We start from the raw sequence: 21,869 nt of genomic DNA on the forward strand, positions 1-21,869 counted from the left end.
CTCAATGCGCCTCCATGCTGAGACCCATCAGGCGTTCCTGAAGGTCCTTGTTTCCGGCCAGCTCCGCCATTTCTCCACTCCAGATCACCCGTCCGTCATCCATGACGGCAGCGCTGTCACCCAGCGCCTTGGCAACCGGGAAGTTCTGCTCCACCAGGAGAATGGACGCGCCCTGCCCTTTCAATTCCCGCAGAGCCTGGGCCATGGTCGAGACGATCGCCGGTGCAAGCCCCTTAGTCGGCTCATCAATCAGGTACAGCTGGCGGTCTTCGGCCATCGCGCGGGCAATCGACAGCATTTGCTTCTGCCCGCCTGACAGGTTGCCCGCCTCGCTGTTCCAGAAGGTCCCCAAAGCCGGAAATGCCCCCAGAAGCCATTCCTTGCGTGCGCTATCCAGCGGCCCGGAGGTGCAGCCCAGCATCATGTTCTCCTCCACCGTCAGATCGCTGAAGATACCCATGTCTTCGGGCACAAAGCCGATCCCGCCCCTTGCGCGCGCCGATACGGGCAGGCGGGTAATGTCTTGACCGTCATACAGAATTTTTCCCGATTTGGCGGTCCACTGGCCCATGATGGTCTTCAGCGTCGTGGTTTTTCCAACGCCGTTCCGGCCCAGCAGCATGGTCACCTGGCCGCGCGGCACCTCGAGGTCCACCCCTTGGAGGATGTGATACTGGGCGATGTCGGTATGCACCGCCTGCAGCGACAGGATCGGATCAGACATGATCCAGCTCCTTACCCATATAGGCTTCCTGCACCACGGCTGACGCCATGACTTCGGCAGGCGGGCCGTCGGCAGCCAGCGCGCCATTGTGCAAAACGATGATGCGGTCGGCGAGGCTACGGATCACGTCCAGCTTGTGCTCGACCAGCAGAACCGTGCGCTCCCGGTCCGCCTTGATTTCCGCAATCAGATCCAAAATCACCGGCGCTTCATCAACGCTCATCCCCGCCGTCGGCTCGTCGAACATGTAAACCGTCGGGTCCAGCCCGATCAGCAGCGCCACTTCCAGCTTGCGCTGATCGCCGTGCGGCAGCTCGGACACCAGCTGGTCTTTCTGAGTGTCCAGCCGCACCCGTTCCAGGATGGCCATCGCCGCCACGGTCAGTTCCGTGTGGCTGTCCGCCATCGAGAACAGCCCGAAGCCTTTGTGCTGGCGCGACTGGATCACCAGGCGCACGTTTTCGAGAACTGTCAGGCTGGGGAACAGATTGGTGAGCTGAAACGCCCGCCCCAGCCCCCGGCGGCAGCGGCCAGCCACGCCAAGGCGGGTGATGTCCTCGCCCATCAGCTTCACCGTGCCGGAACTGGCCGGGACCTGGCCCGAAATCAGGTTGAAATAGGTGGTCTTGCCTGCGCCATTCGGCCCGACGATGGCGGTCAGCTCGCCCGCGCGAAAGCTGCAGGACACCGCGTCGACAGCCACATGGCCGCCAAACCGCACGGTCAGCGCGTCTGTTTCAAGAAGTGTCTGGGTCATTGATCTCTATCCCTGCCCGGGACGGCCGCAGCGGCCGCCCCGGAGTATCGGCGGGAAACATCCCGCAGCTTACTGATTGCGGATCGGGATATTCATTTCGTCCATGCCGATCTCGCGCACGAGCACCGGCACGCCATAGTCCTTGCCGTCCTGGACCTCAGTGCGGAAGTGGTACATGGGCTGCATGGCCTGATGATCCTCGGCCCGGAACTGCATTGTGCCTTTCGGGGTCTCCCAGGACATGCCTTCCATTGCCTTGATCAACGCCTCGGTGTCCTCTGCGCCGCCGGCCTTTTTGATCGCTTCGACAATCGCAAGCCCGGACGCCATGCCGCCGGCGGTGAAGAAGTCCGGCGGGCTGTCAAACCGCTCGAAATGGGTTTTCACCAGCCATTCGTTCACCGGGTTCTGAGGGATCTCGTAGTAGTAATAGGTCGCCCCTTCCATGCCCGGCAGCTCTTTGTAGGCCTTCAGCGCGGCCAGAATGTTGCCGCCGGTCGCAATCTCGATGCCGAAGCGCTCGGGCTCCATGGCATTGATCTTGCCCATCGGGTTGCCGCCGCCGGCCCAGATGATGAAGAGCTTCTTCTCGCCCTCGACCTCGCCCATCCTGGTGAAAATACGCTCAGCCGCCGCCGTGAAATCGGTGGTGTCGGTCGGTACATACTCCTCGTGGGCGATTGAGGCCCCGGTCGCTTCCAGCGCTTCCTTGAAGGCTGCGACGCCATCACGGCCGAAGGCATAGTCCTGCGCCAGGGTCGCAATGGTCACGCCCTCCCCGCCCAGCGCCACCGCATTTGCGATTGCGTCCTGCGAGGAATTGCGGCCAGTGCGGAAAATGTAGGGGTTCCAGTTGGTGCCAGTGATCGAGTCCGCGACCGCGGGTTCGACGATCAGAATGCGCTCGTACTCTTCGGCAACCGGCAGCATGGCCAATGCCACACCGGAACTTACCGGGCCAACAGCGATGTGCGCGTCATCATCGCCGAAAGCTTCTTCCAGCTGGGCGCGGCCGATATCCGGCTTCAGCTGCGTGTCCTTCTCGATCACAACGATCTTCTCGCCGTTGATCTCCATCGTGCCGCCAGTGGCATATTCCAGCCCCAGCTGCAGGCCAATGTGCGACTGGGCCGCATAGGCCTCAAACGGGCCGGTTTTGCCATAAACATGGGCAATCCGGATTTCGGCAGCGGCTGCAGACGACATCAATGCACCAGCAACCGTCAACGCAAACAAGCGCAGCATGAGGGCTCCTCCCTGATTTCTCCCTGCAAAATATGAAACATGAATCAACATTCATGTCAATGCAGAGATGTTCCAGTGCTGCCACCCCCCCCGGCCAGGAAAGACGGCTGCACCAAGGCACAGGCCCCAAAGGGGTGTTAAGAAACGGCCGCAAGCGAAGGGGTTTGCCGGGGCAAGCGGGTATGGCTTCATCCATCGTCCCGATGGACCGAAGGCCTGTCATGCACTAACAATTGTTCGAGCCTTTCTAGTGCGGCCGCAGGCTCAGGCTTGGTCCAATCCGCGGCCGCGGTCCGCAGCGGAAACATCCGGCGGGTATCGCCGGTCCGGATACAGGACAAAACATGGAGACCCGGGGCGCAAAGACTATTTCGATACCAGTGCGGCCTGCGCAAATGGACAAGACGTTGTAAGTGCCTGGAGAAAGGGAAACTCAATGTACCGGATTCGCCTGTTCGCTATTCGTCACTCCCGCAGTTTTGAGTGGATATACAAGCGGGTGGAGCAGGTCATGATCGCCCTGGACCCGGTCCTGAGAAAAATAGGCTATGACCGGGTCGAGCGGCCCGTCGCCTTTGTCGAGAAATGCGTCAAGACTGTGCTGTTCGATTGCAAGATGTGCGGGCAGTGCGTGCTGTCCTCGACCGGTATGTCCTGCCCGATGAACTGCCCCAAGCAGCTGCGCAACGGCCCCTGCGGCGGGGTGCGGCCAGGCGGGTATTGTGAGGTCAAACCGGAAATGAAATGTGTTTGGGTGCTGGCCTGGGACGGCGCCTCGCGGATGAAGGGCGGCGCGCAGATTGCAACTGTGCTGCCGCCGGTGGAACGCAATCTCGAAGGGTCTTCGTCCTGGCTGCGGGTGAGCCGCGAAAAGGCAGCCCACCTGCGTGAAGCCCGGGAAAAACGCCGCACCGCCATCGCCGACGCCTTTCCCGGCGCCCGCAAAAATGAACCCTCTGCCGCGCCGCTGGCGGAGGAGCCCGCACAAGCTCAGAAAGGGGCGAAATGATGGACCTCAGCTTGCCCCAGCCCTATTCACCGCCGCCCGAAGGCCATGTTTCGCACAGCCGGCTGGAACGGGTGCTGCGCTCCGGCCGCTTTGCCATCACGGCGGAGCTGAACCCGCCCGATAGCGCTGACCCTGCGGATGTCTACGATGCTGCACGCCCGCTTGGGGAGGTTGCCGACGCCATCAATGCCACGGATGCCTCGGGCGCGAACTGCCATATGTCCTCGATCGGGATCAGCGCGCTGCTGACCCGGGCAGGGTATTCCCCTGTTTACCAGATCTCCTGCCGGGACCGGAACCGGATCGCCATTCAGGGGGACGTGCTGGGTGCTGCCGCCATGGGGGTCAGCAACGTTCTGTGCCTGACGGGTGATGGTGTCGGCGTGGGGGACCAGCCGGGCGCCAAGCCGGTGTTCGATTTCGATTCCCTGTCGCTGCTGCGCACCATCAGGACCATGCGGGATGAGCGGAAGTTCCTCTCCGGGCGCACCATAACCAATCCGCCGCTGCTGTTTCTGGGGGCGGCTGAAAACCCCTGCATCCCGCCTTATGAATGGCGCCCGGAGCGGCTGGCCAAAAAGGTCGAGGCCGGGGCCGAGTACATCCAGACCAACTATATCTACGACGTGCCCTTGTTCGAAAAATTCATGGCCCGGGTCCGGGATATGGGCTTGGACAAGAAAGTCTTCATCCTGGCCGGAGTCGGCCCGCTGGCGTCGGCACGGGCGGCACGGTGGATGCGCTCGAACGTGCCGGGGATCCATATTCCGGACGCAGTTATCGACCGGATGGAGAAAGCTGACAAACCCGGACAAGAAGGCAAGAAAATCTGCGTGGAGCTTATCCAGCAGATGCGTGAGATCGCCGGCGTCTCCGGGGTGCATGTCATGGCTTACCGGAAGGAGCATCAGGTCTCTGAGATCATCCAGGAGTCCGGAGTCCTGGCGTCCCGCAAACGGACCTGATTACCGGGTTGAGCTGACCTGCCCGGCTCTTTCGCCGGGCTCAGCAGCGAGGGATGGCAGCCGTTGAGCGGCCTATGTCGTGGCGACAATCCAGTCAGGCCGGATCGCGCATTTGGCGATATAGGGCGCAACATCATGCCCCCGGAACAGCCCGTGCTCACTGATGAGAATTGTGCCGATGCCTGCCGCGGCCCCGCCCAGCACATCTGTATGCAGCGTATCCCCCACCATCGCGACCCGGTGCCGCGGTATGCCCTCCAGCCGGGCCAGGGCGGTCTCGAAGGCATTGCCGAAGGGCTTGCCGAAGAACACGGCCCGCCCGCCGGTGCGCCCGGTGATCTCATGCGCGATCAGCCCCGGCTCAACCGACAACCCGCTTTCGCGCGGCGCCACAAGGTCCGGGTTGGCAACAACAAGCGGCCTTGGGTTCGCCAGAAGCGCGCGTGTCACGGCGGCAGTGTCCTCTTCGCTCCAGCGCGCCGAGGACAATAGCAAAAACCCGCCGGCAGCGCGCAGCAGCTCAGGGTTTTCAGCGAGCTGTGCGATCCGGACCGCGTCCGGCGCATCGCTGAAGTCATCACCTTCCGCCGCCGCCGCGGCCCACACCTTGCCCTGCGGCAGCTTTGGTAGCGCAGCAAAGGCCACATCGCGGCTGGAAACCACCTCGGACGGAGAAAAATCAAAACCTAGTCTGTGATACTTGGCCAAAACACCTGCGCGCGTGTAGCTGGCAGCGTTGGTCAGGACGACCAGCCTTTTTCCCAAGGCGCGAAGGGCGGCCATACGCTCCACGGCGCCGCTGATCGCGGTTTCGCCACGGTTCAGCACACCAAAGGCGTCCAGGATATAGGCGTCATAATCTGCGGCCGTATCGCCCAGGTCATGGCCGGACTTTGAAACCGGCGGAAACTCTGCCTGCGGCAGGGCCGCCCGCACGCTTTCGTACCTGTAAAACGCCCAATCCGTGCCGATCATCGTGGCCCTTTTCCTCTTCACTCATCCTGCTAGCCCCGGACAGGCACAGGCGCGTCTCTGCAGCCCCCCGCTTGCCCGCAGTGCATAGGATACCGGTACGTTAAGGTATTGCGGCTTGGGTACTTGTTTGCCGCCCCGGTACGGTCACAGGATCTTTTTGCGCAGATAGGTAGACACCACTTCGCCAAAGACCACCAGCGCAAGGATCGTTAGCAGCACCATGGAGACCTCGGGCCAATTGAACGTGTCGATAGCGCCTTGCAGGATCATCCCGATGCCGCCAGCCCCCACAAGGCCCAGCACCGTGGATTCCCGTAGGTTGATATCCCAGCGCAGAATGGCGACCGCGAAAAAGGCGGGCATCACTTGCGGCACGATGGCGTAGAGCACGATTTTGAACTGCGACGCGCCGACGGCCTCCAGCGCCTCCACTGGCTTGCGGTCGATCTCCTCAATCGCCTCCCCCAGCAGTTTTCCAAGAAAGCCGATGGAGCGGAACATGATTGCCGCGATCCCCGCCACGATGCCGGGGCCGAAGATCGCCACGAACAGAAGCGCCCAGATAATGGTGTTCACCGAGCGCGAGGACACGAGGATGAACCGCCCAACCCACAGAGCCGCCCTGTTCGGCGTGGTGTTCTGCGCCGCGATATAGGCAACCGGCAGGGACACCACGACCGCGATCATTGTCGCCAGCGTGGCGATGTTCACCGTCTGCCAGATCGCCTCCAGGATCGACGGCAGGTTGCTGGGGTCCGGCGGCATCATGCGGCCGAACAGGTCTGCCATCTGCGACGGGGCATCCCAAACCCAGGCCCAGATCACGTCGATACTGCGCAGCGCCCAGCCGACGACCAGAAGCGTCAGGGCCAGCCCGCCATACCGCAGCAGACGCTGGCGCAGAGTGAAACGCGACCAGCGGTCCTGTGCGCCGTGCAAAGTTTCAGTGCTCATCATGCGATCCGCTTCCTGACAAATCCGCTCACCGCCTCGGACACGAGGATGACACCGACGATGACCATGGTGATGGCAAGCGCGAAGTCGTAGTCATACCGGCCAAAGGCATTGGCCAGCGTCGCGCCGATACCGCCCGCCCCGACGATGCCGACCACGGCAGAGGCCCGCAGGTTGCTGTCCAGCTGATAGATCCCCAGCCCCACAAGGCGCGGCATGATCTGCGGCAGCACCGCATAGGCCAGCGTGGCGATGAACCCTGCCCCGGCCGCGCGCATGGCTTCCACCTGGCCAAAGTCGATTTCCTCGATCCGCTCCGCAAGCAGCTTGGCGACAAAGCCGATGGAATAGACCAGCAGTGTCAAAGCGCCCGCAAAGGGGCCAAAGCCCACCGCTTTCACAAATATGATCGCCACGATCACCGGGTGGAAACTGCGCGCAACGATGATGATGCCGCGGCCCAGCAGGTAGACGGGTTTCACCGAAATATTGCCCGCCGCCATAAATGCCAGCGGCACCGAGACCGCAATCCCCCCCGCCGTGGCAAGGATGGCGATCTTCAGGCTTTCCATAAAACCGTCAAAAAGCAGCCCAGCGCGGTCGAAACTGGGTGGAAATGCACCGCTGAAGATCCTCTGCGCGCGGGTAAAGCCGTCGGAAACCCGCTCCCAGTCGATTGGCAGGGTTGCCAGGGTGACGAAAAAGTAAACCGCCGCAACGGCATATAGCCCGTAGCGTAGCGCCGGGCTGGCAATAAAGGGCGGCTTGCGCCAGGTGTCCTTGCCCGCGCTCATGCCGCCGCCCCTGCCTGCGCCCGGTCCTGTGCCGGCACGCCCGCATAGATTTCGTCCATTTCGGCCTTGCCAAGCCGTGCAGGCAGGCCGTCAAAAATGATCCGCCCGTAGCGCATGCCGACAATGCGGTCGCTGTACTCCTTGGCTTCCGCCACGTTGTGAATGTTGATGATGACCGGCAGCTTCAGCTCGGATGCCAGATCACGCAGCAGCGACATGATCTGCTCTGAGGTCTTGGGGTCAAGAGAGGCCGTCGGCTCATCCGCCAGCAGGATCTCCGGCCGCTGCATCAGCGCGCGCACCACGCCGACCCGCTGGCGTTCGCCGCCGGACAGCTCATCCGCCCGCTTGTTGGCGTAATGGGCGATGCCGACCCGATCCATCAGTTCGTAGGCGTGGCGGATATCCTCGCGCGGGTAGCGCCGGGTCAGCGCGGCCCAGGTGGAGATATACCCCAGGCGCCCCGACTGGACATTTTCCATTACCGTCAGCCGGTCGATGAGGTTAAAGCCCTGGAAAACCATGCCGATCCGGCGGCGCGCGATGCGCAGGCTGCGGCGGTTCAACGTGGTGAACTCGGTGCCGTTGAGGTCGATGGACCCCGAGGTGGGCTCCACCAGGCGGTTGATGCAGCGCAGCAGCGTGCTCTTGCCGGCACCGGAAGACCCGATGACCGACGTAAGCTGATCGCCTTCGACGGTCAGATCCAGTTCTTTCAGCACCGGATCGCCCGATCCGTAGCGCTTGGTCAGTTTGGAGATTTTTAGCATTGCGGACTTTCAAGCATAGCTCAGCTGCGGCTGTGCCGCGCTGCTTGGGGGCGGCGGCCTGGGGGCGGCCACGGGCGCGCCCGGCCGATGCGCTGGCCGGCCGGGCGTTAAAGCGGGTTATTTCCCGGCGAGGCCCTGCGGCGTGTACTCGACACCGTTGGACTTCTGGATCTGGCGGATCACTGCCCATTGATCCTTGTAGGTGATCGGAATGAACTTGCTGACGCCATCGAACTCCTCACCCAGCTTGGTGCCCGCAAATTCAAAGGAGAAGAAGGCTTCCTTGATTTTCTCGGCCAGGTCGGGGTCCAGGTTGTGCGCGACGGTGAAGGACGTGGTCGGGAAGGGATCGCTCTCCCAGATCTTGCGGACGTCGGCCGGGTCGTACAGACCACGCTCTGCCATACGGTCCACCACTTCGGACGCCACCGGCGCCGCGTCGTAGTCGCCCGCAACCACGCCCAGCATCGACTGGTCGTGCGAGCCGGAATAGATCACCTCGTAGTCCTGATCGGGCACCACGCCCAAGTCGGGGAACAGCGCCCGCGGCGCCTGGTTGCCGGAGTTCGAAGTGGGCGAGGTATGCGCCACACGGCGGCCTGCCAGGTCCTTCACCTTCTCAATATCGGAATCGGCCTGGGTGAAGACTTGCAGCTTATAGCCGAACTGGCCGTCTTCTGCGCCCATGATGGCAAAGGGCACCGCCCCGGCGAGATTCACGGCAAACGGCGTCGGCCCGGTGGAAAAGCCCGCCACATGCAACCGGCCGGAGCGCATTGCCTCGACCTCGGCAGAGTTCGACTGCACGGCGAAGAATTGCACGTCCTTGCCGGTCACCTGTTCCAGATGCGCGATGAACGGCTCCCAGATGTCGGCATAAACCGCGGGGTCCTCGACCGGGGTGTACGCAAAGACCAGCGTGTCGGGGTTGCTCAGCTTTGCCGGATCGGCGGGCGTGTCAGCAACAAGATCGCCGTTTGCGTCGCAATACAGAACGTCCAGCGCGCCACGGTCCACGCAGTCTTCACCTGCGGTTGCAGCCACGGCGCTCAGTGACAGAACGCCCAGTGCCGTCGCGGCACGGGTCCAAATATCTACCATGTTTTCCTCCCTTTGAACGCCGCCCCGGGACTGGCTCCCGTCTGTTGCGGCGCTGGCAGGCCGAGGATAGAGACGGCGGCCGAAGGAAAGCGAGCCAGGTTTTTGTTAACGGACCGCGCATTAGCGCGGTTTAATGTTAACAGTGTTACAATCGCTGTCTCATCCCCTTAAACAAAGCGGTGTTTTGCGGCACTGAATGAAGGGCGGCCGTTCTGCCAGGCTGCAAAGCAGGATGCCGCGTGATGTAACAGGAGGAGGGTTGCATGCAGGCAGATAGGGCGCAGCCGCTCATCGCCATCGTGGACGATGACCCGAACGTGCGCGAGACGCTTTCCGCGCTGATGCAAGAGAGCGGGTTTGACGCTGTCTGCTGCGCCGGTATCGCCGCGTTTCATGCGCTTGGCGATCCGCCGCCGGTGGATCTGGCGCTGATCGACTTGCGCTTGCGCGGGGAATCCGGCCTGACCTTGGCCATTCACATCCGCGAGCGCTATCAGCTCCCCATTGTCATGCTCACCGGCATCGGCGATGAAATCGACAAGATCATCGGGCTGGAAACCGGCGCCGACGATTACATGATCAAGCCTTTCAACCCGCGCGAGCTTGTCGCCCGCATCCGCGCGGTGCTGCGCCGCTATGGCCATGGAACCGCCAGGCCAAGCGCGGCTCCGGGGCAGGAAATCGGCTTTGGCGACCTGCGGCTGGATGTCCAGTCCCGCCGCCTTTTGGACAAGGACGGCGAGGAGATCCCGCTTACCAACGCCGAATACCGGCTGCTGGAGTATTTCGCCCGCAACCCCAACCGGGTGATCCCGCGCCCGGAGCTGCTGGAGGAGCTGGGATCCGACATGCAGCGCTATGTGGACCGCACTATAGACGTGCTGATCCTGCGCTTGCGGCGCAAGATCGAAGCGGTGCCCTCCAAACCCGTCCACCTGCAGACCCGCCGTGCGCAGGGTTACCTGTTCCAGCTGTCGCCCGGCTGATCCCGGATGCCCGCGCTCTCCCGCCTCAGCGTCCGCTTCCGCCTGTCCGCCGCCATTGCGGTGCTGTTCGGGCTGATCCTGCTGGTCAGCCTCATCGGCATGCGGGTGCTGAACCGGACTGAGCTGTGGATGAACGTTCTGCACCAGGACACGCTGACGGAGGTCTCCGACGCGCTCGACCTGTCCCGCCGCGCGGCCGGCCTGGCGACCTCGGCGCCCTTTCTCTACGCGCTCTTTCCGCCCTTTCAGCTGGAGCAGGAAGCGCAAAACGTCCGCGACAACCTGCGCCGCCTCGAAGCGCACGCCGCAAGCGATCAGGCCCTTGACCTGCCGCTTGCGCGGTTGCGGCTGGCAATTGACGATCTGACCGCCGCGCTGGGACCGCAAACCGCGCGCAAGGCCGTATTGACCGCTATCGGCCGCGACATGCTGCGGCTTAATCAGCGGGTCCGGCGGCTGGCGGGCGACACATCGCTGCCGCTGGCCGAGCGCGAGATCTGGGCCGGTCTGCAGCAGCTGACGGCCAGCGCCATCGGAGCCGCGCGGGCCACTGCTCTGATCGAGCTTGGCGAGCACACCCGCCTCTACACCGCCGCCCGCGACCAGATCGAGCCGCGCCTGCTGCCCGTACACCGCGCCGCCTTTGATGAAATTCAACAGGCCCTGATCCGCAGCGGCAGCCTGTTTGTGCTCAAACACCGCGAAATCGCAGCACAGCTTGACGCCGAAAACGCCCTCTTCCGCATCCGGCAAGAGACCGGCCGGATCACCGCCTATGCCGAGGAAAAGGTCGCACAGGCAGAAGCCCGGCTCAGCCAGGCGCGCGCCGAAACCTCAAACAATCTCGGGATTGCCAAGAATTCCTTCTTTGCGCTGACGCTGATCAGCCTTCTGGTCGCGGTGACTTCTGCGCTTTACGTCTCGCGCTATGTCGCCCGCAACCTGCGCCGGGTTGCCGACGCCATGCGCAGGCTTGCCGCCGGCGACCACCGCAGCGACCTGCCCCGCGCCCGCGCCGGCGAGGATGAGATCGGCCAGCTGTTCGCGGCCTTTCAGGTTTTTCGCGACAATGCCCGCAAACTCGACCGCCGCACCGGAGAAATCCGCCGCCAGAACGCCCTGTTTTCCCGCGTTTTCCGCAACATCAAGGATGGCGTCGCCATCACGTCCGCCAGCGGGCGGATCGAAGCGGAGAACGACAACCTCCGCACTCTCCTGCGCCTGCCGCGGGAGGACAGCAGCCTCGCAGAGGGAATGCAGGCCCTGATCGCCCGCTCCCCTTTTATCCGGCAGGCCAGCGCCGGCGAACGCGGCGGGTTCGAGGAATACGCCGATACCTCCGGCCACGTGCTGGAATTGCGCCACTCGCCGCTGCCAGACGGCGGCGCGGTCTGGCTCCTGTCGGAAACCACCGAACGCAAGCGCATCGAAGAACGGCTGGAGGAGATCCGCCGGGTCGAGACACTGGGCAAGGTCACCGGCGAGGTCGCACATGACTTCGGCAATATCCTGTCGAGCATCTCCGGCAACTTGCACCTTCTGGAAGGCGCGGACACGGACCAGTCGCGGCACTTCCGCGCCCGCATCAGGTCTGCCGTGGATCTGGGTGTATCGCTGACAGAACGGCTGCTGGCCTTTGCACGAAAACAGCATCTGGAACCGCAGGCGACCGACATCGGGATGCTGATTGACGGTATGGCTGACCTTCTGGAAATCGCCCTGCCCGATACTGTCTCCCTGGAATTCGAACGGCCAGCCGCTGCTGTCTTTGCACGGGTCGATCCGGGACAGCTCGAAAGCGCTGTTTTGAACCTTTGCGTCAATGCCGGTCAGGCAATCAGCGGACCTGGCACCATCCGCATTTCCGTTGCCACCGGAGAAGACGGAGCTGCGCAAGTGTCCATCCAGGACACTGGCTGCGGTATGGAGCCCGACGTGCTGCGGCGCGCAACCGAGCCCTTTTTCACCAACCGCAATGACGGCAACGGGACCGGGCTTGGGCTGTCCATGGTCGATGGCTTTGTTCACCAGTCCGGCGGACACCTTACCATCGCTTCGCGGACAGAACAGCCGCATCGGGGCACAACCGTGACTATGGCCTTTCCTCCTCTGGCGGAGGAGGAAAGGCCTTGCGCGCGCACGCTGCCCCCGGGAACAGCGCTTGTGGTTGATGATGATCCGGCCAGCCTTGCCGCTGCAGCCAGCACGCTGGAGCGGCTTGGCTATGTCCCGCTTCGCGCCGCAAGCTTCGCCGAAGCCTCCGCGCAGGTCCAGCAGCAGCGAAAACTGGATCTGGTACTGAGCGACCTCAACCTGAACGACGGCGCGTCCGGATGGGATCTGTTGCAGATGGCGCACAGCCTGCACCCCGGATGCCGCCTCGTTATTATGTCAACGCGGGAGGCAACCCGGACCCCCAGCGCATTGAAGGGGGTGTCCCGGCTGGCAGCTCTGACAAAGCCGGTATCCGAACAGATGATGCGCGATCTGCTTGCGTCGGGCTGATGCACTTGCCGGGCTAGGGACAATGCGATCAGGCGCGCCCCAGCGGGTTCGCGGGATCAAGCGTACCCTGCGCCGATGAGGGACGCGAAACCGCCCGGGCGCCATTAGCCGCAGGAGGTTGTGCCGCGCGGGCCTTCGCCCTATATTGGCGTCAGACAAATTGGAGATTTTATGTCCTGGTGAGGAAGGGAGGCAATTAGCCTCCCGGTGCAAAACAGACAACTGAATAGCTGCGCTTCTGATGAAGTTGCGGGCCTGTTGTTTTGCACATCTTTTTCCCACACCTGACAGGCCCGGGCGCTGCTCGTGGCCGACACATGAGAGTTTCTCCAATGACACGGGACTATTCCCAGTTTTTTTCACCCAGCCCGCTGGACGGCCAGGCCAAGCGCGTCACGGCGCTGCAAGCCTTGGGCTGGCAGCCGTTTTTTTCGCAGCAAATCAGCGCTGATGAGATGGCAGCGGCACCGCCCGTCCGCATCGTGGCCGTGCACCGCAATGCGGTGCACGCAGTTGGCGACAATATCGCCACGGCACTTCCGCCGCGGCAGGACGTGACTGTCGGCGACTGGCTGATGCTGAACAGCGCACGGCCGCAATCCAGCAGGATTCTCGCGCGCTCCAGCCTTATCCGGCGGCGGGCGCCGGGCACCGGCCGGCAGGAACAGCTGATCGCGGCAAATATCGACACCGCCTTTATCGTCACTTCCTGCAATCAGGATTTCAACATCGCCCGGCTGGAGCGTTACCTTGCACTGGCACTCGAAGCGCGGATCACACCGGTCATCGTGCTGACCAAGACGGATCTGGCAGAAGACCCGCACGGCTATGCCGATGCGGCCCGGGCCATTTCCGATGCGGCCGAAGTGGTCGCACTGGATGCGCGCGGCCCGGCGCCGAAAACCGCGCTCGCGCCCTGGTGCAAACCCGGCAGGACGGTTGCGTTTCTGGGCTCTTCCGGTGTCGGAAAGTCCACGCTGACGAATGCCCTGCTCGGCAGCCAGTCGATTGAGACGCAATCGATCCGCGAAGATGACGCCAAAGGCCGGCACACGACCACACGGCGCGAACTCCACTCAGCACCGGATGGCTGCCTGATCCTCGACACGCCCGGGATGCGGGAATTGCAGCTGACCGATGCTGCGGACGGGATCAACAGCCTGTTTGCCGGGATCAGCGAATTGGCGGCCGGGTGCCGTTTCAACGACTGCCGGCACGAAACCGAACCGGGCTGCGCGGTGTTGCAGGCTGTCGAACAGGAGGTAATTGACAGGGCACAGCTGGAGCGTTGGCGCAAGCTGATGGCCGAAGATGCCTTCAACTCCGCCAGCCTTGCCGAACGCAGGTCGCGGGACAAGGCCTTTGGCAAGATGGTCCGCGAAGTCAAGAAAATCAAAGATAACAGGAGGTGAGCCGATGCAGACAGCGAAAACCGGCCAGATCGTATGGCATGACCTGTTCACCGGGGACCGGGACGGCGCAATGGCATTCTATCAGAAGGTCGCAGGCTGGAGCTACCAGGTTGAGCGGGCCGCAGATTTTGCCTGGGGCGGCGGGGAAAGGGATTTTGTCCTTGCCCTGTCGGACGGCGAAGCGGGGGCAGGTCTTGCCGAAACACCGGCGGGTCTGCCGGGCGGCTGGATACCTTATGCCGAAGTCAGCAATGTGGATGCTGCCGCCGCGCTAGCCGAACGTCTTGGCGGGGAAGCCGTCCGCCCTCCGTTCGAGGTTCTCGGCGTCGGCCGCAATGCGCTTTTGCGCGATCCGCTGGGCGCTTTGTTCGGCATCTCGCTGTCGCGGCACGGATTTCCCGTACCGCGTCGGCAGTTTGGCCCGGAGGTTTACCTTTCAAACGGCGCGGATTTCCCCATGGCCTTTTATGCCGGGGTTTGCGGATGGCAGCTCCCGGCGGTCCAGCCGCCGGAGCAGACTGCTCTCCCCATCTTCGGGCCTAGCGGCGATTTGGTCGCGCTTCACTATACAGCAGAACCGCTTGCCGGGTCCCGGCCGGGCTGGGTGCCGAATATCAAGGTCACGTCACCCCGCAGCGCCCGGGACGCCGCTGAGGCGCTTGGCGCAGGCTGGACGGAGGGCTTTGCCGTGCCAAACGCAGAAGCGTGCGAATACTTTCTTTGCGCACCTGATGGGGCACCAGCCGCGCTTAGCCGTACCGGCACTGGTTCCCCCTAAGGGCTGTCAGGAGGAAACGTATTGGCGGATGACCGGCACTGCGGTCATCCGCAATCACACAGCCGGGCCGGTTAGCAGCCAACATGGTACCTGCAGCCGCGCTTAGCCTGCCCCCATCATATCCGCCAGATAACGCGCCGTGGGGGGCCGCGTGCACATCGTGGCTCACGTCACTGTCTGGATGTCACGGTACCGCAGACAGCCGAGCGGGGCGCAACGGCCCCGCTATTCCAAATTCAGCTGCCGGGTCTAACCTGCCAAGCGCCTCTCATTTAATGCCTGAGGCTCCCACGCCCCCGTTGCAGCGCTCTGCAGCGATCCGGCGGGGGTTTCCTGCGACGGCTTGAAACTTGCCACGAGTTCCGCAAGTTCGGCTGCAGCCTGCTTCAGCATCTGCCCTTGCTCGCTGGATCTCTCAACCATGCTGGCATTTTCCTGGGTGACGCGATCCAGCTCAGTCACTCCCGAATTGATTTCGCTGATGGTTGCAGCCTGGTCACGGGAGGACACCGCAATTTGAACCGCCAGTTCTGACACTCTCTGGATTTTGTCGATGATCAGGGTAATTGCTTGACCCGCTTCGTCGACCAGTCCCACGCCCACCTTCACTTTCTCCGAACTGGCGTCGATCAGGCCTTTGATTTCGCTGGCGGAATTGGATGAAGCCTGAGCGAGGGCGCGGACTTCCGAGGCGACAACCGCAAAGCCGCGGCCCGCCTCACCGGCTCTTGCCGCCTCAACACCGGCATTCAGCGCCAGCAGGTTCGTCTGGAAAGAGATGCCTTCGATCACGCCGTTGATTTCGGATATCTTGGCCGCAGAGGCGTCGATTTCGCGCATCGCCTCGACCGCCCGCTGGACGATCTCGCCGCAGCGCAAGGCTTCCGCGCGGGTGTCCGATACCGTGTGCTCGACCGAGCCCGTCTGCTCTGTGGCGTCGCGCACGTTGGTGGTGATCTGGTCCAGCGCCGCGGCTGTCTGTTCCAGGGTCGCCGCCTGCGTTTCCGTGCGGCGCGACAGGTCGTCGGACCCTTGAGCCATGCGATTGGTTTGCTCTTCGATCTCGGTGATGGTGTGCAACACCCGCCCGATCAGCCCGTCCAGCGATTCAGCCGTCTGGTTGAAGTCCGCGCGAAGCGTTGTGTATTCGCCGCTCATCTCCCGGGTGATACGGTGCGAGAGCAATCCCTTGGCCAGATTGTTCAAACCGGCAGCCAGTTCCTGCACCACACCCGCCTGCTCCTCCGCAGCGCGGCGCGACCGCTCTTCAAGCTCTGCATTGGCCCGCATCGCTTCGATGAACTGGCCGACAGCGCCGGCCAGGTGCCCCAGTTCGTCGCTGCGGCCCTCCTCTGGCACCGGGCTGACGGTATCGCCCTCCCGCAGCGCTGTAATTCGATTGATGATCCGGTGCAGCGGTTTGGTGACCGAGGCCGCCGAGAAGAACACGATAAGGCCGACGATCAGGCAGACCGCAAGACTGATGACAGCCGACTGCAGGTAAAGCTGCTGGATCGTCGCCTGCACCCGGCCATTATTGAACCCCAGCACCATTTGCGCGACCTGCCCTCCTTCGGGATGCAGCACCGGAAAGGTGACGTAGGCAAGCGCGCCCGCTTGAAGGCTCGTTGGGCCATCGGCCGCTGCCAGCAGTTCGGGGACCGCGGCAGTCCAGTTTTCGCGCTGGCTTTCATCCACAAAAATCTCGGCGAATGCTTCGCCGTCCACCAGAACCTGGGCAAACAGCGCATCCTGCATCTCTGTCACCCCTTGAACCGCTCCAAGCGCCGCGTCGCTGTTGAAATCCCAAACCGCAGCCGCCACCGGCGGCGCCATGAAAGTCTGCGCCAAGTTGACTTCACTTTCAAAGGCTTCAAGCAGCGCACTGGAGTGTTTCGACGCCCAGAACACTGTGTAAGCTGCATTCGAAAGGAAGATGCATGCGATGATCGGCAGCAGCAGCCGCTTTTTGATGGACATCGCAAAAATCTGTTTCTTCAAGCGTCTCATTTGACACTCCGCTTAGTGAATAAGCACAATCCTGTGCTGTCTTCGGCACCGGTCCTGGCCCGGTGCCAAAGGCGGTATCAGGCAGTGGCGGGCTGGCTTGGTGCAGCCTGCTTTTGCAGGCTGCCCGCTGCCGGCATCGCCACGGCCCTCTGGCGCTGTGTGTTCAAACCGGGGTCAGTAGGACATGTAGTTGTCCGACAGCGCGTTGCGGTATTTGTCGGTCCAACGGGTATTGATCTCAGCGATTTTGCCTTCTTCTTCGAGCTCGGCAAAGCAGCGGCTGAATCCCTCGGCCATGGCGGGGTCGCGGAAACTCATGCCGTAGGGGGTCGGTTCAAAGATTGCACGGAATTCGATCGGCTGGCTGGCATCCACCCCCGACGCGGCACCGGCTTCCTGCAAGTGCCGGGCGAATTCGGCAAACAGCATGCCATCGCCGACAATGCCATCCACGCGCTTGCCGTACAGCAGCTTGCTCTGTGTTTCCTGATCGGCCATCTCGCGGTAGGATTTGAAGCCGCCGGTCGCGTCCGAAAGCCCGGGAATAATGCTGGCAGCGCCTTCAAAAGCGACAATCTTCATGCCGTTCAGGTCTCCAAGCGTGCTCACCTGCGCACCCGAGGACTTGAGGAACGAAATCCCGTTCTGATAGGAGACGTAGGGTTCAGTCTGCGTGCCTGCGGTCGGCATGCCGACCGGCACGGTGGCGACCGCGTCCCCTTTTCCGGACTCGAACGACTGCCAGTGGCGCGTGAATGGTTGTATGGTGAACTTGGCAGTGTGGCCGCAACGCTCCAGAGTGGTTGCGATGATCTCCGCCTCCCGGCCAGAGCCATCCTTGTTGACCATTGGCGGCAGATCGCCAACGAGGACTTCAACCTCGGCGGCGCTGGCGTGTTCTGACATGAGGGCTGCAGCTGCGCAGAGAAGCGCTGCTATACGGGTCTTCATTTATTGTCTGCTCCTGCAAGTGGTGATCCATGCACGCTAGATGGCGAATCTTAATTGTTGCTTATTGCGGAGCTTGACGGAGTTTTTGCGTCCCGCTGCCGGGCGGGGACGCATTGGGAGCGCTTCCACCAGGCCTGGATTATCCAATGCTTCTATGACTTTACAGAGACTTGATGTTTCCGAGGCCGATCTCCGGGAGAAGTGTTTTCTTAGAATTCTTGCAAGGCTGCGGTCAGCTGGCGTACGCGACGTCACTTGGCAAAAGGTGCCCGGTCAGAGGGCGTAAAGGGGCTGGCCTACTTATCCGGCCGGCAAATTGGCCTGAATGCGCGTTTTAATCAGGAATCCATCGCGCGCCGGGAAATATCCCGGGGAATTGACTCGGGAGCCGGCGCCTGGACGCATTATTCGGTGCCGCAGGCTGCAGCTTTTCCGCCTAGCAGCACGCAGGCCCCGTGGAGATCTCTCACGCCAAACCCGCCACCCCGGGGCGACAGCCAGGCTCGGAGCTGCCCTGCGGCACAACCCTGCGGGGCACGTCGCGGAGGATCTGAGCGGCTATCGGGAGTGCCCAAGAAGTCGGCAGGCAACCCGGCACAGCCCCATGCCTGGCCACCGGTCAGGCAGGCCTTCAGCCGCAGTCAAAGCGGGAAGCGCGCCTTCTCTGCGAGCGGACAGAAAGCAAGCTCAGGTCCCGAATTTGGCGCGCGGCGCCAATGCAACCGCCCTCACGTTAGAGCTAAGACGAGATCATCCAGGCTGCTCCACCGGTCGCCTTGCAAATGAAGGTAACCTTCCAAAGTGAATGCTCGGCAAGTGGTTTCGTTTAGGCGGTGTAAGAACTTTCTGCAAATGAAAGCACGGTGCCCCCGGCGACAGCATCGCCGGGGCAATCTGTCGCTCAGGCCGATTGCATGTCTAGCGCCTGACCGTCCAACCCGCCGGTTGTGGCGGCCTCTGCCAGCACTGCTGCCACATCGGCGCGGCTTGCCTTTGCAGACTTGTCGACCTGGCCGCCAAGGACGACATCGGCGCTGCGACCGCTGTCTGTCAGCGATACGGGCCGCAAGATCGCGTAGGTCAGGCCGGAGTTCTTGAGGTGCTCATCGGCGGCGTGCTTGGCTTTCAGGTAATGCGCCAGATCACCCGTCGGGTCTGACTGGTCCGCGCCGATGGAACTGAGCATGACGAAGCGGCCGGCACCGGCGTCCTTTGCGAGATCGATCAGCCGCATCGCGCCGTCGCGATCCACCTTCTCCGTCATTTCCGGCCCGGTCGCGCCGCCGGAACCTGCGGCAAAGATCACCACATCCGCGCCGTCGCACACCCCCGGTTGCAGGTCGGTCAAATCGCCATGCCGCAGCTTGGTGCCTTCTGGCAGGCAGCTGGTGTCCGAACCTTCCCGCACAAGCGCGGTCAGGCTGTGGCCTCGGTCCAGCAGGTCTTGGGTCAGGATCCGGCCGGTTTTTCCGGTTGCACCGGCGATAATGATGTTCATGGGCATGAGAAGTCCTTTTTGTCAGGTCAAGCGGGCGGCGCCATCGGCCCCGCAGATCGCGTTGCGGCGATATAGCCCGGCTGCTGTTGCAGGGCGTCCCAGTAGGCGGCGACTTTGGGGTGGCCCGCCAGCAGGCCGAACCGCGCCAAAAGCGCGACGATGTAGGAAAACTGAATGTCCGCGAGCATCGCCTTGCCGCCGAACAGCATAGGTCCTTCGCCGATGGCCTTCGCGACATAGTCGAGGTGGGTGTCGAGTGCGGTTTTCGCATCGTCCGGCACCGGTTGGCCGCGAAACGCGGGCAGGATCGCCTGCAAGGCTACCTCGGCCAGCGAAGCTTCGACGTAGTCGAAGAGCGCCTCGTGCCGCCAGAACTCCGGCGTGCCGCGCGGCGGTGTGTGGGTGTCATCGTCATACTTGGCCGCGAGATATCGCAGGATCGTGGAAGACTCAGCGATCATCTCGCCGTTGTCCTCAATCACCGGAGATTTGCCCAAAGGGTGAACCTTGGACAGCGTTTCGGGGGCGCGGAAGGCCTCGGTTCGGTCATAGTCGATCCGGTTACAGGGCTGTCCCAAGTCTGCCAGCAGCCAGAGGACGCGGGTGGCGCGAGAGTATTGCAGTGCATGGAGTGTAATCATGGCAGGTAGATCGCTTTCACGTTGACAAATTCCTTCATGCCAAAGCCGCCGTGTTCGCGCCCTTAGCCTGAATCTTTAACCCCGCCGAAGGGCATGTTTGGATCGGCTGCTCCGAAAGAGTTGATGCGGATCATCCCGGTGTCGAAATGGTCGCGGGCCAACCGCAGCGCACGCTCTTCGTTTTGAGAGAAGATCCCGCCGCCGAGGCCGTACCGGCTGTCATTGGCAATGCGCATCGCGTCTTCGTCATCCTTGGCCCGGATCACGGCGGCCACGGGGCCGAAAATCTCGTCATCATAGGCAGGCATGCCGGGGGCCACGTCCGCCAGCACCGTTGCAGGATAGAACTCGCCGGCACGGTCGGGCGCTTTACCGCCGCACAGTGCCTTCGCCCCCTTGGCCACGCTTTCGTCCACCTGTTCCTTCACGGTTTCGAACTGGGCGTCGCTTGACAGCGGGCCAAGCTGAGTGTCCTCGTCCGTCGGATCGCCCATTTTGGCGGCTTTCATCTGATCGACAAAGGCCGACACGAACGCGTCATAGACCTTGTCCGCAACGATGAACCGTTTGGCTGACACACAGGTTTCGCCGTTGTTGTAGAGCCGCCCGATGACCGAGTATTTGACCGCTGTTTCGATCTCGGCGTCCTCCAGCACGAGGTAAGCGTCATTCGAGCCCAGTTCCAGTACCGTCTTCTTCAGCGCCTTCGAGGCCACACTGCCGACATGGCGGCCGGCGCCGTCACTTCCGGTCAGTGTCACACCACGCACAAGAGGGTGCGCGATGAGCTTATCGCTGGTGCCGTGGTCGATCAGGACGACCTGGAACAGGTCCTCCGGCAGGCCTGCTTCGATGCACAGCTCACCCAGCCGCAAGCCCGAGCCGGTGCAAATGCTCGCATGTTTCAGCACGCAGGCATTGCCCGCCATCAGGTTTGCAGCGAGCACGCGAACCGGCTGATACAGCGGAAAGTTCCACGGCTGGATAGAGTAGATCACGCCAATCGGCTGGTAACTGACGATGCCCCGCGCGCCGCCGGTTCCGTGGGTCCGCTCTTCGTCGGCCAGGACATCGGGACCGTGTTTGGCAGTGTAGTCTAAGATTGCCGCGCAGATCTCAACCTCACGCTTTCCGTCTTTCAACAATTTGCCGGTCTCGCGCGTCATCAGCGCCGACAGCTCATCAGCGCTGGCGCGAAGCTTCTCCGCGATCTTGGTTAGATAAGGCGCCCGCTCAGCATGGGACAGCTTTCTCCACTCAAGAAACGCTTCCTGCGCGGCCTCCAGCTTCCGGATGGCCTCTTGCTCTGTCATGAGCGGATAGGTTTCCAGCGTTTCGCCAGTTGCGGGATTCCTCGTGGTGATCGTCGGCATGATGGCTCCTTCGGTGATCACTAAAACAACCCGCGGGCTTCGAGAGGGGTTCCGTCTTCCGCAACGTCAGTTGAGGCTCGCAGCCCCCAACAGGCACCCAATTCACCCCCGGCACGATGAACACCGCATCGCCGCCACTCCGTAAGCCAGGTTCGGACCTCACCTTGTTCCGCCAGGCCTGGTCTGCGCTTCCGTTTCAGAAATTAGCTCTGGAATTGAGGTCCCAATGGCCGGACACCCCCTTCCGCTTGGCGGACCGCGGTGAAGGAGCGGTTTATAGCCTTTCCTCAAGGTAACAGCGGCAAACCGGGCGGCAAAGCCGAAACTGGAGATAACCGTGAAGGAGTTATGCGCCGGTAGCATCGCAATTCCCTTGGTTCTGCGCACCCAAGCAGTGAACAGGGAGCTTCCGGCCGCCCAC

General features: G+C 62.6%; 18 protein-coding genes and 1 pseudogene. 6 read left to right on the plus strand and 13 right to left on the minus strand.

The window, feature by feature from the left end; all coding sequences use genetic code 11:
* Position 1: 1 nt before the first annotated feature.
* The 3 genes from B2P87_RS03975 to B2P87_RS03985 form a co-directional block, all read right to left on the minus strand.
* Entirely contained in the window at positions 2-724 is a 723-nt protein-coding gene (locus B2P87_RS03975; RefSeq protein ID WP_141889590.1) for an ABC transporter ATP-binding protein, read from the minus strand.
* Positions 717-1,481, minus strand: coding sequence for an ABC transporter ATP-binding protein (locus B2P87_RS03980; protein WP_141889589.1), 765 nt, complete (start codon positions 1,479-1,481; stop codon positions 717-719). The genes B2P87_RS03975 and B2P87_RS03980 overlap by 8 nt, the downstream gene beginning before the upstream one ends.
* Before the next feature lie 69 nt (positions 1,482-1,550).
* Positions 1,551-2,726 (minus strand): substrate-binding domain-containing protein, encoded by a 1,176-nt coding sequence (locus B2P87_RS03985; protein WP_058284593.1) that lies wholly within the window; start codon positions 2,724-2,726, stop codon positions 1,551-1,553.
* A 511-nt stretch (positions 2,727-3,237) separates the two neighbouring features.
* On the opposite strand from B2P87_RS03985, the gene B2P87_RS03990 reads away from it, so the two are divergent.
* Positions 3,238-3,735 (plus strand): methylenetetrahydrofolate reductase C-terminal domain-containing protein, encoded by a 498-nt coding sequence (locus B2P87_RS03990; protein ID WP_244270135.1) that lies wholly within the window; start codon positions 3,238-3,240, stop codon positions 3,733-3,735.
* Positions 3,735-4,700 carry a methylenetetrahydrofolate reductase gene (locus tag B2P87_RS03995; protein ID WP_244270134.1) on the plus strand — a complete coding sequence of 322 codons (966 nt, stop codon included), beginning with the start codon at positions 3,735-3,737 and terminating at the stop codon, positions 4,698-4,700. Before B2P87_RS03990 ends, B2P87_RS03995 begins: the two co-directional genes overlap by 1 nt.
* Before the next feature lie 72 nt (positions 4,701-4,772).
* Here the strand turns inward: B2P87_RS03995 and B2P87_RS04000 are convergent, their stop codons facing one another.
* From B2P87_RS04000 to phnD, 5 genes are all read right to left on the minus strand, one after another.
* Positions 4,773-5,675 (minus strand): TIGR01459 family HAD-type hydrolase, encoded by a 903-nt coding sequence (locus B2P87_RS04000; protein WP_141889588.1) that lies wholly within the window; start codon positions 5,673-5,675, stop codon positions 4,773-4,775.
* Positions 5,676-5,819: 144 nt separating this feature from the next.
* On the minus strand, positions 5,820-6,632 hold the full coding sequence (gene phnE, locus B2P87_RS04005) for a phosphonate ABC transporter, permease protein PhnE (protein WP_141889587.1): 813 nt from the start codon (positions 6,630-6,632) through the stop codon (positions 5,820-5,822).
* Positions 6,629-7,423, minus strand: coding sequence for a phosphonate ABC transporter, permease protein PhnE (phnE, locus tag B2P87_RS04010; RefSeq protein ID WP_141889586.1), 795 nt, complete (start codon positions 7,421-7,423; stop codon positions 6,629-6,631). Before phnE (B2P87_RS04010) ends, phnE (B2P87_RS04005) begins: the two co-directional genes overlap by 4 nt.
* Positions 7,420-8,193, minus strand: coding sequence for a phosphonate ABC transporter ATP-binding protein (gene phnC, locus B2P87_RS04015; protein ID WP_141889585.1), 774 nt, complete (start codon positions 8,191-8,193; stop codon positions 7,420-7,422). Before phnC ends, phnE (B2P87_RS04010) begins: the two co-directional genes overlap by 4 nt.
* A gap of 117 nt (positions 8,194-8,310) precedes the next feature.
* Positions 8,311-9,294 (minus strand): phosphate/phosphite/phosphonate ABC transporter substrate-binding protein, encoded by a 984-nt coding sequence (gene phnD / locus B2P87_RS04020; RefSeq protein WP_141889584.1) that lies wholly within the window; start codon positions 9,292-9,294, stop codon positions 8,311-8,313.
* Positions 9,295-9,557: 263 nt separating this feature from the next.
* On the opposite strand from phnD, the gene B2P87_RS04025 reads away from it, so the two are divergent.
* The 4 genes from B2P87_RS04025 (at position 9,558) to B2P87_RS04040 (ending at position 14,975) form a co-directional block, all read left to right on the plus strand.
* Positions 9,558-10,280 carry a response regulator transcription factor gene (locus B2P87_RS04025; RefSeq protein ID WP_141889583.1) on the plus strand — a complete coding sequence of 241 codons (723 nt, stop codon included), beginning with the start codon at positions 9,558-9,560 and terminating at the stop codon, positions 10,278-10,280.
* 6 nt (positions 10,281-10,286) lie between these two features.
* Positions 10,287-12,785: an ATP-binding protein gene (locus tag B2P87_RS04030; protein ID WP_141889582.1), complete on the plus strand. Its 2,499-nt coding sequence runs from the start codon at positions 10,287-10,289 to the stop codon at positions 12,783-12,785.
* A 332-nt stretch (positions 12,786-13,117) separates the two neighbouring features.
* Positions 13,118-14,197 carry a ribosome small subunit-dependent GTPase A gene (rsgA, locus tag B2P87_RS04035; RefSeq protein WP_141892025.1) on the plus strand — a complete coding sequence of 360 codons (1,080 nt, stop codon included), beginning with the start codon at positions 13,118-13,120 and terminating at the stop codon, positions 14,195-14,197.
* A gap of 4 nt (positions 14,198-14,201) precedes the next feature.
* Positions 14,202-14,975 carry a VOC family protein gene (locus B2P87_RS04040; RefSeq protein ID WP_141889581.1) on the plus strand — a complete coding sequence of 258 codons (774 nt, stop codon included), beginning with the start codon at positions 14,202-14,204 and terminating at the stop codon, positions 14,973-14,975.
* 249 nt (positions 14,976-15,224) lie between these two features.
* Here B2P87_RS04040 and B2P87_RS04045 read toward each other — a convergent pair whose 3' ends face one another.
* The 5 genes and pseudogenes from B2P87_RS04045 to B2P87_RS04065 form a co-directional block, all read right to left on the minus strand.
* On the minus strand, positions 15,225-16,955 hold the full coding sequence (locus B2P87_RS04045; protein ID WP_286851972.1) for a methyl-accepting chemotaxis protein: 1,731 nt from the start codon (positions 16,953-16,955) through the stop codon (positions 15,225-15,227).
* A 204-nt stretch (positions 16,956-17,159) separates the two neighbouring features.
* Complete coding sequence (locus tag B2P87_RS04050; RefSeq protein WP_141889579.1) at positions 17,160-17,936, minus strand: transporter substrate-binding domain-containing protein; 777 nt, start codon at positions 17,934-17,936, stop codon at positions 17,160-17,162.
* Between the two features lie 901 nt (positions 17,937-18,837).
* A complete protein-coding gene (locus B2P87_RS04055) occupies positions 18,838-19,434 on the minus strand; it encodes an SDR family oxidoreductase (protein ID WP_141892024.1) in 597 nt (198 codons plus the stop codon).
* A gap of 26 nt (positions 19,435-19,460) precedes the next feature.
* Positions 19,461-20,075, minus strand: coding sequence for a glutathione S-transferase family protein (locus B2P87_RS04060; RefSeq protein WP_141889578.1), 615 nt, complete (start codon positions 20,073-20,075; stop codon positions 19,461-19,463).
* Positions 20,072-21,448, minus strand: a pseudogene (locus B2P87_RS04065) (NAD-dependent succinate-semialdehyde dehydrogenase). The gene B2P87_RS04060 and the pseudogene B2P87_RS04065 overlap by 4 nt, the downstream one beginning before the upstream one ends.
* Positions 21,449-21,869 lie beyond the last annotated feature (421 nt).

The sequence above is a fragment of the Leisingera sp. UBA4491 genome, assembly GCF_002388965.1.
Taxonomy (GTDB): Bacteria; Pseudomonadota; Alphaproteobacteria; order Rhodobacterales; family Rhodobacteraceae; genus Leisingera; species Leisingera aquaemixtae.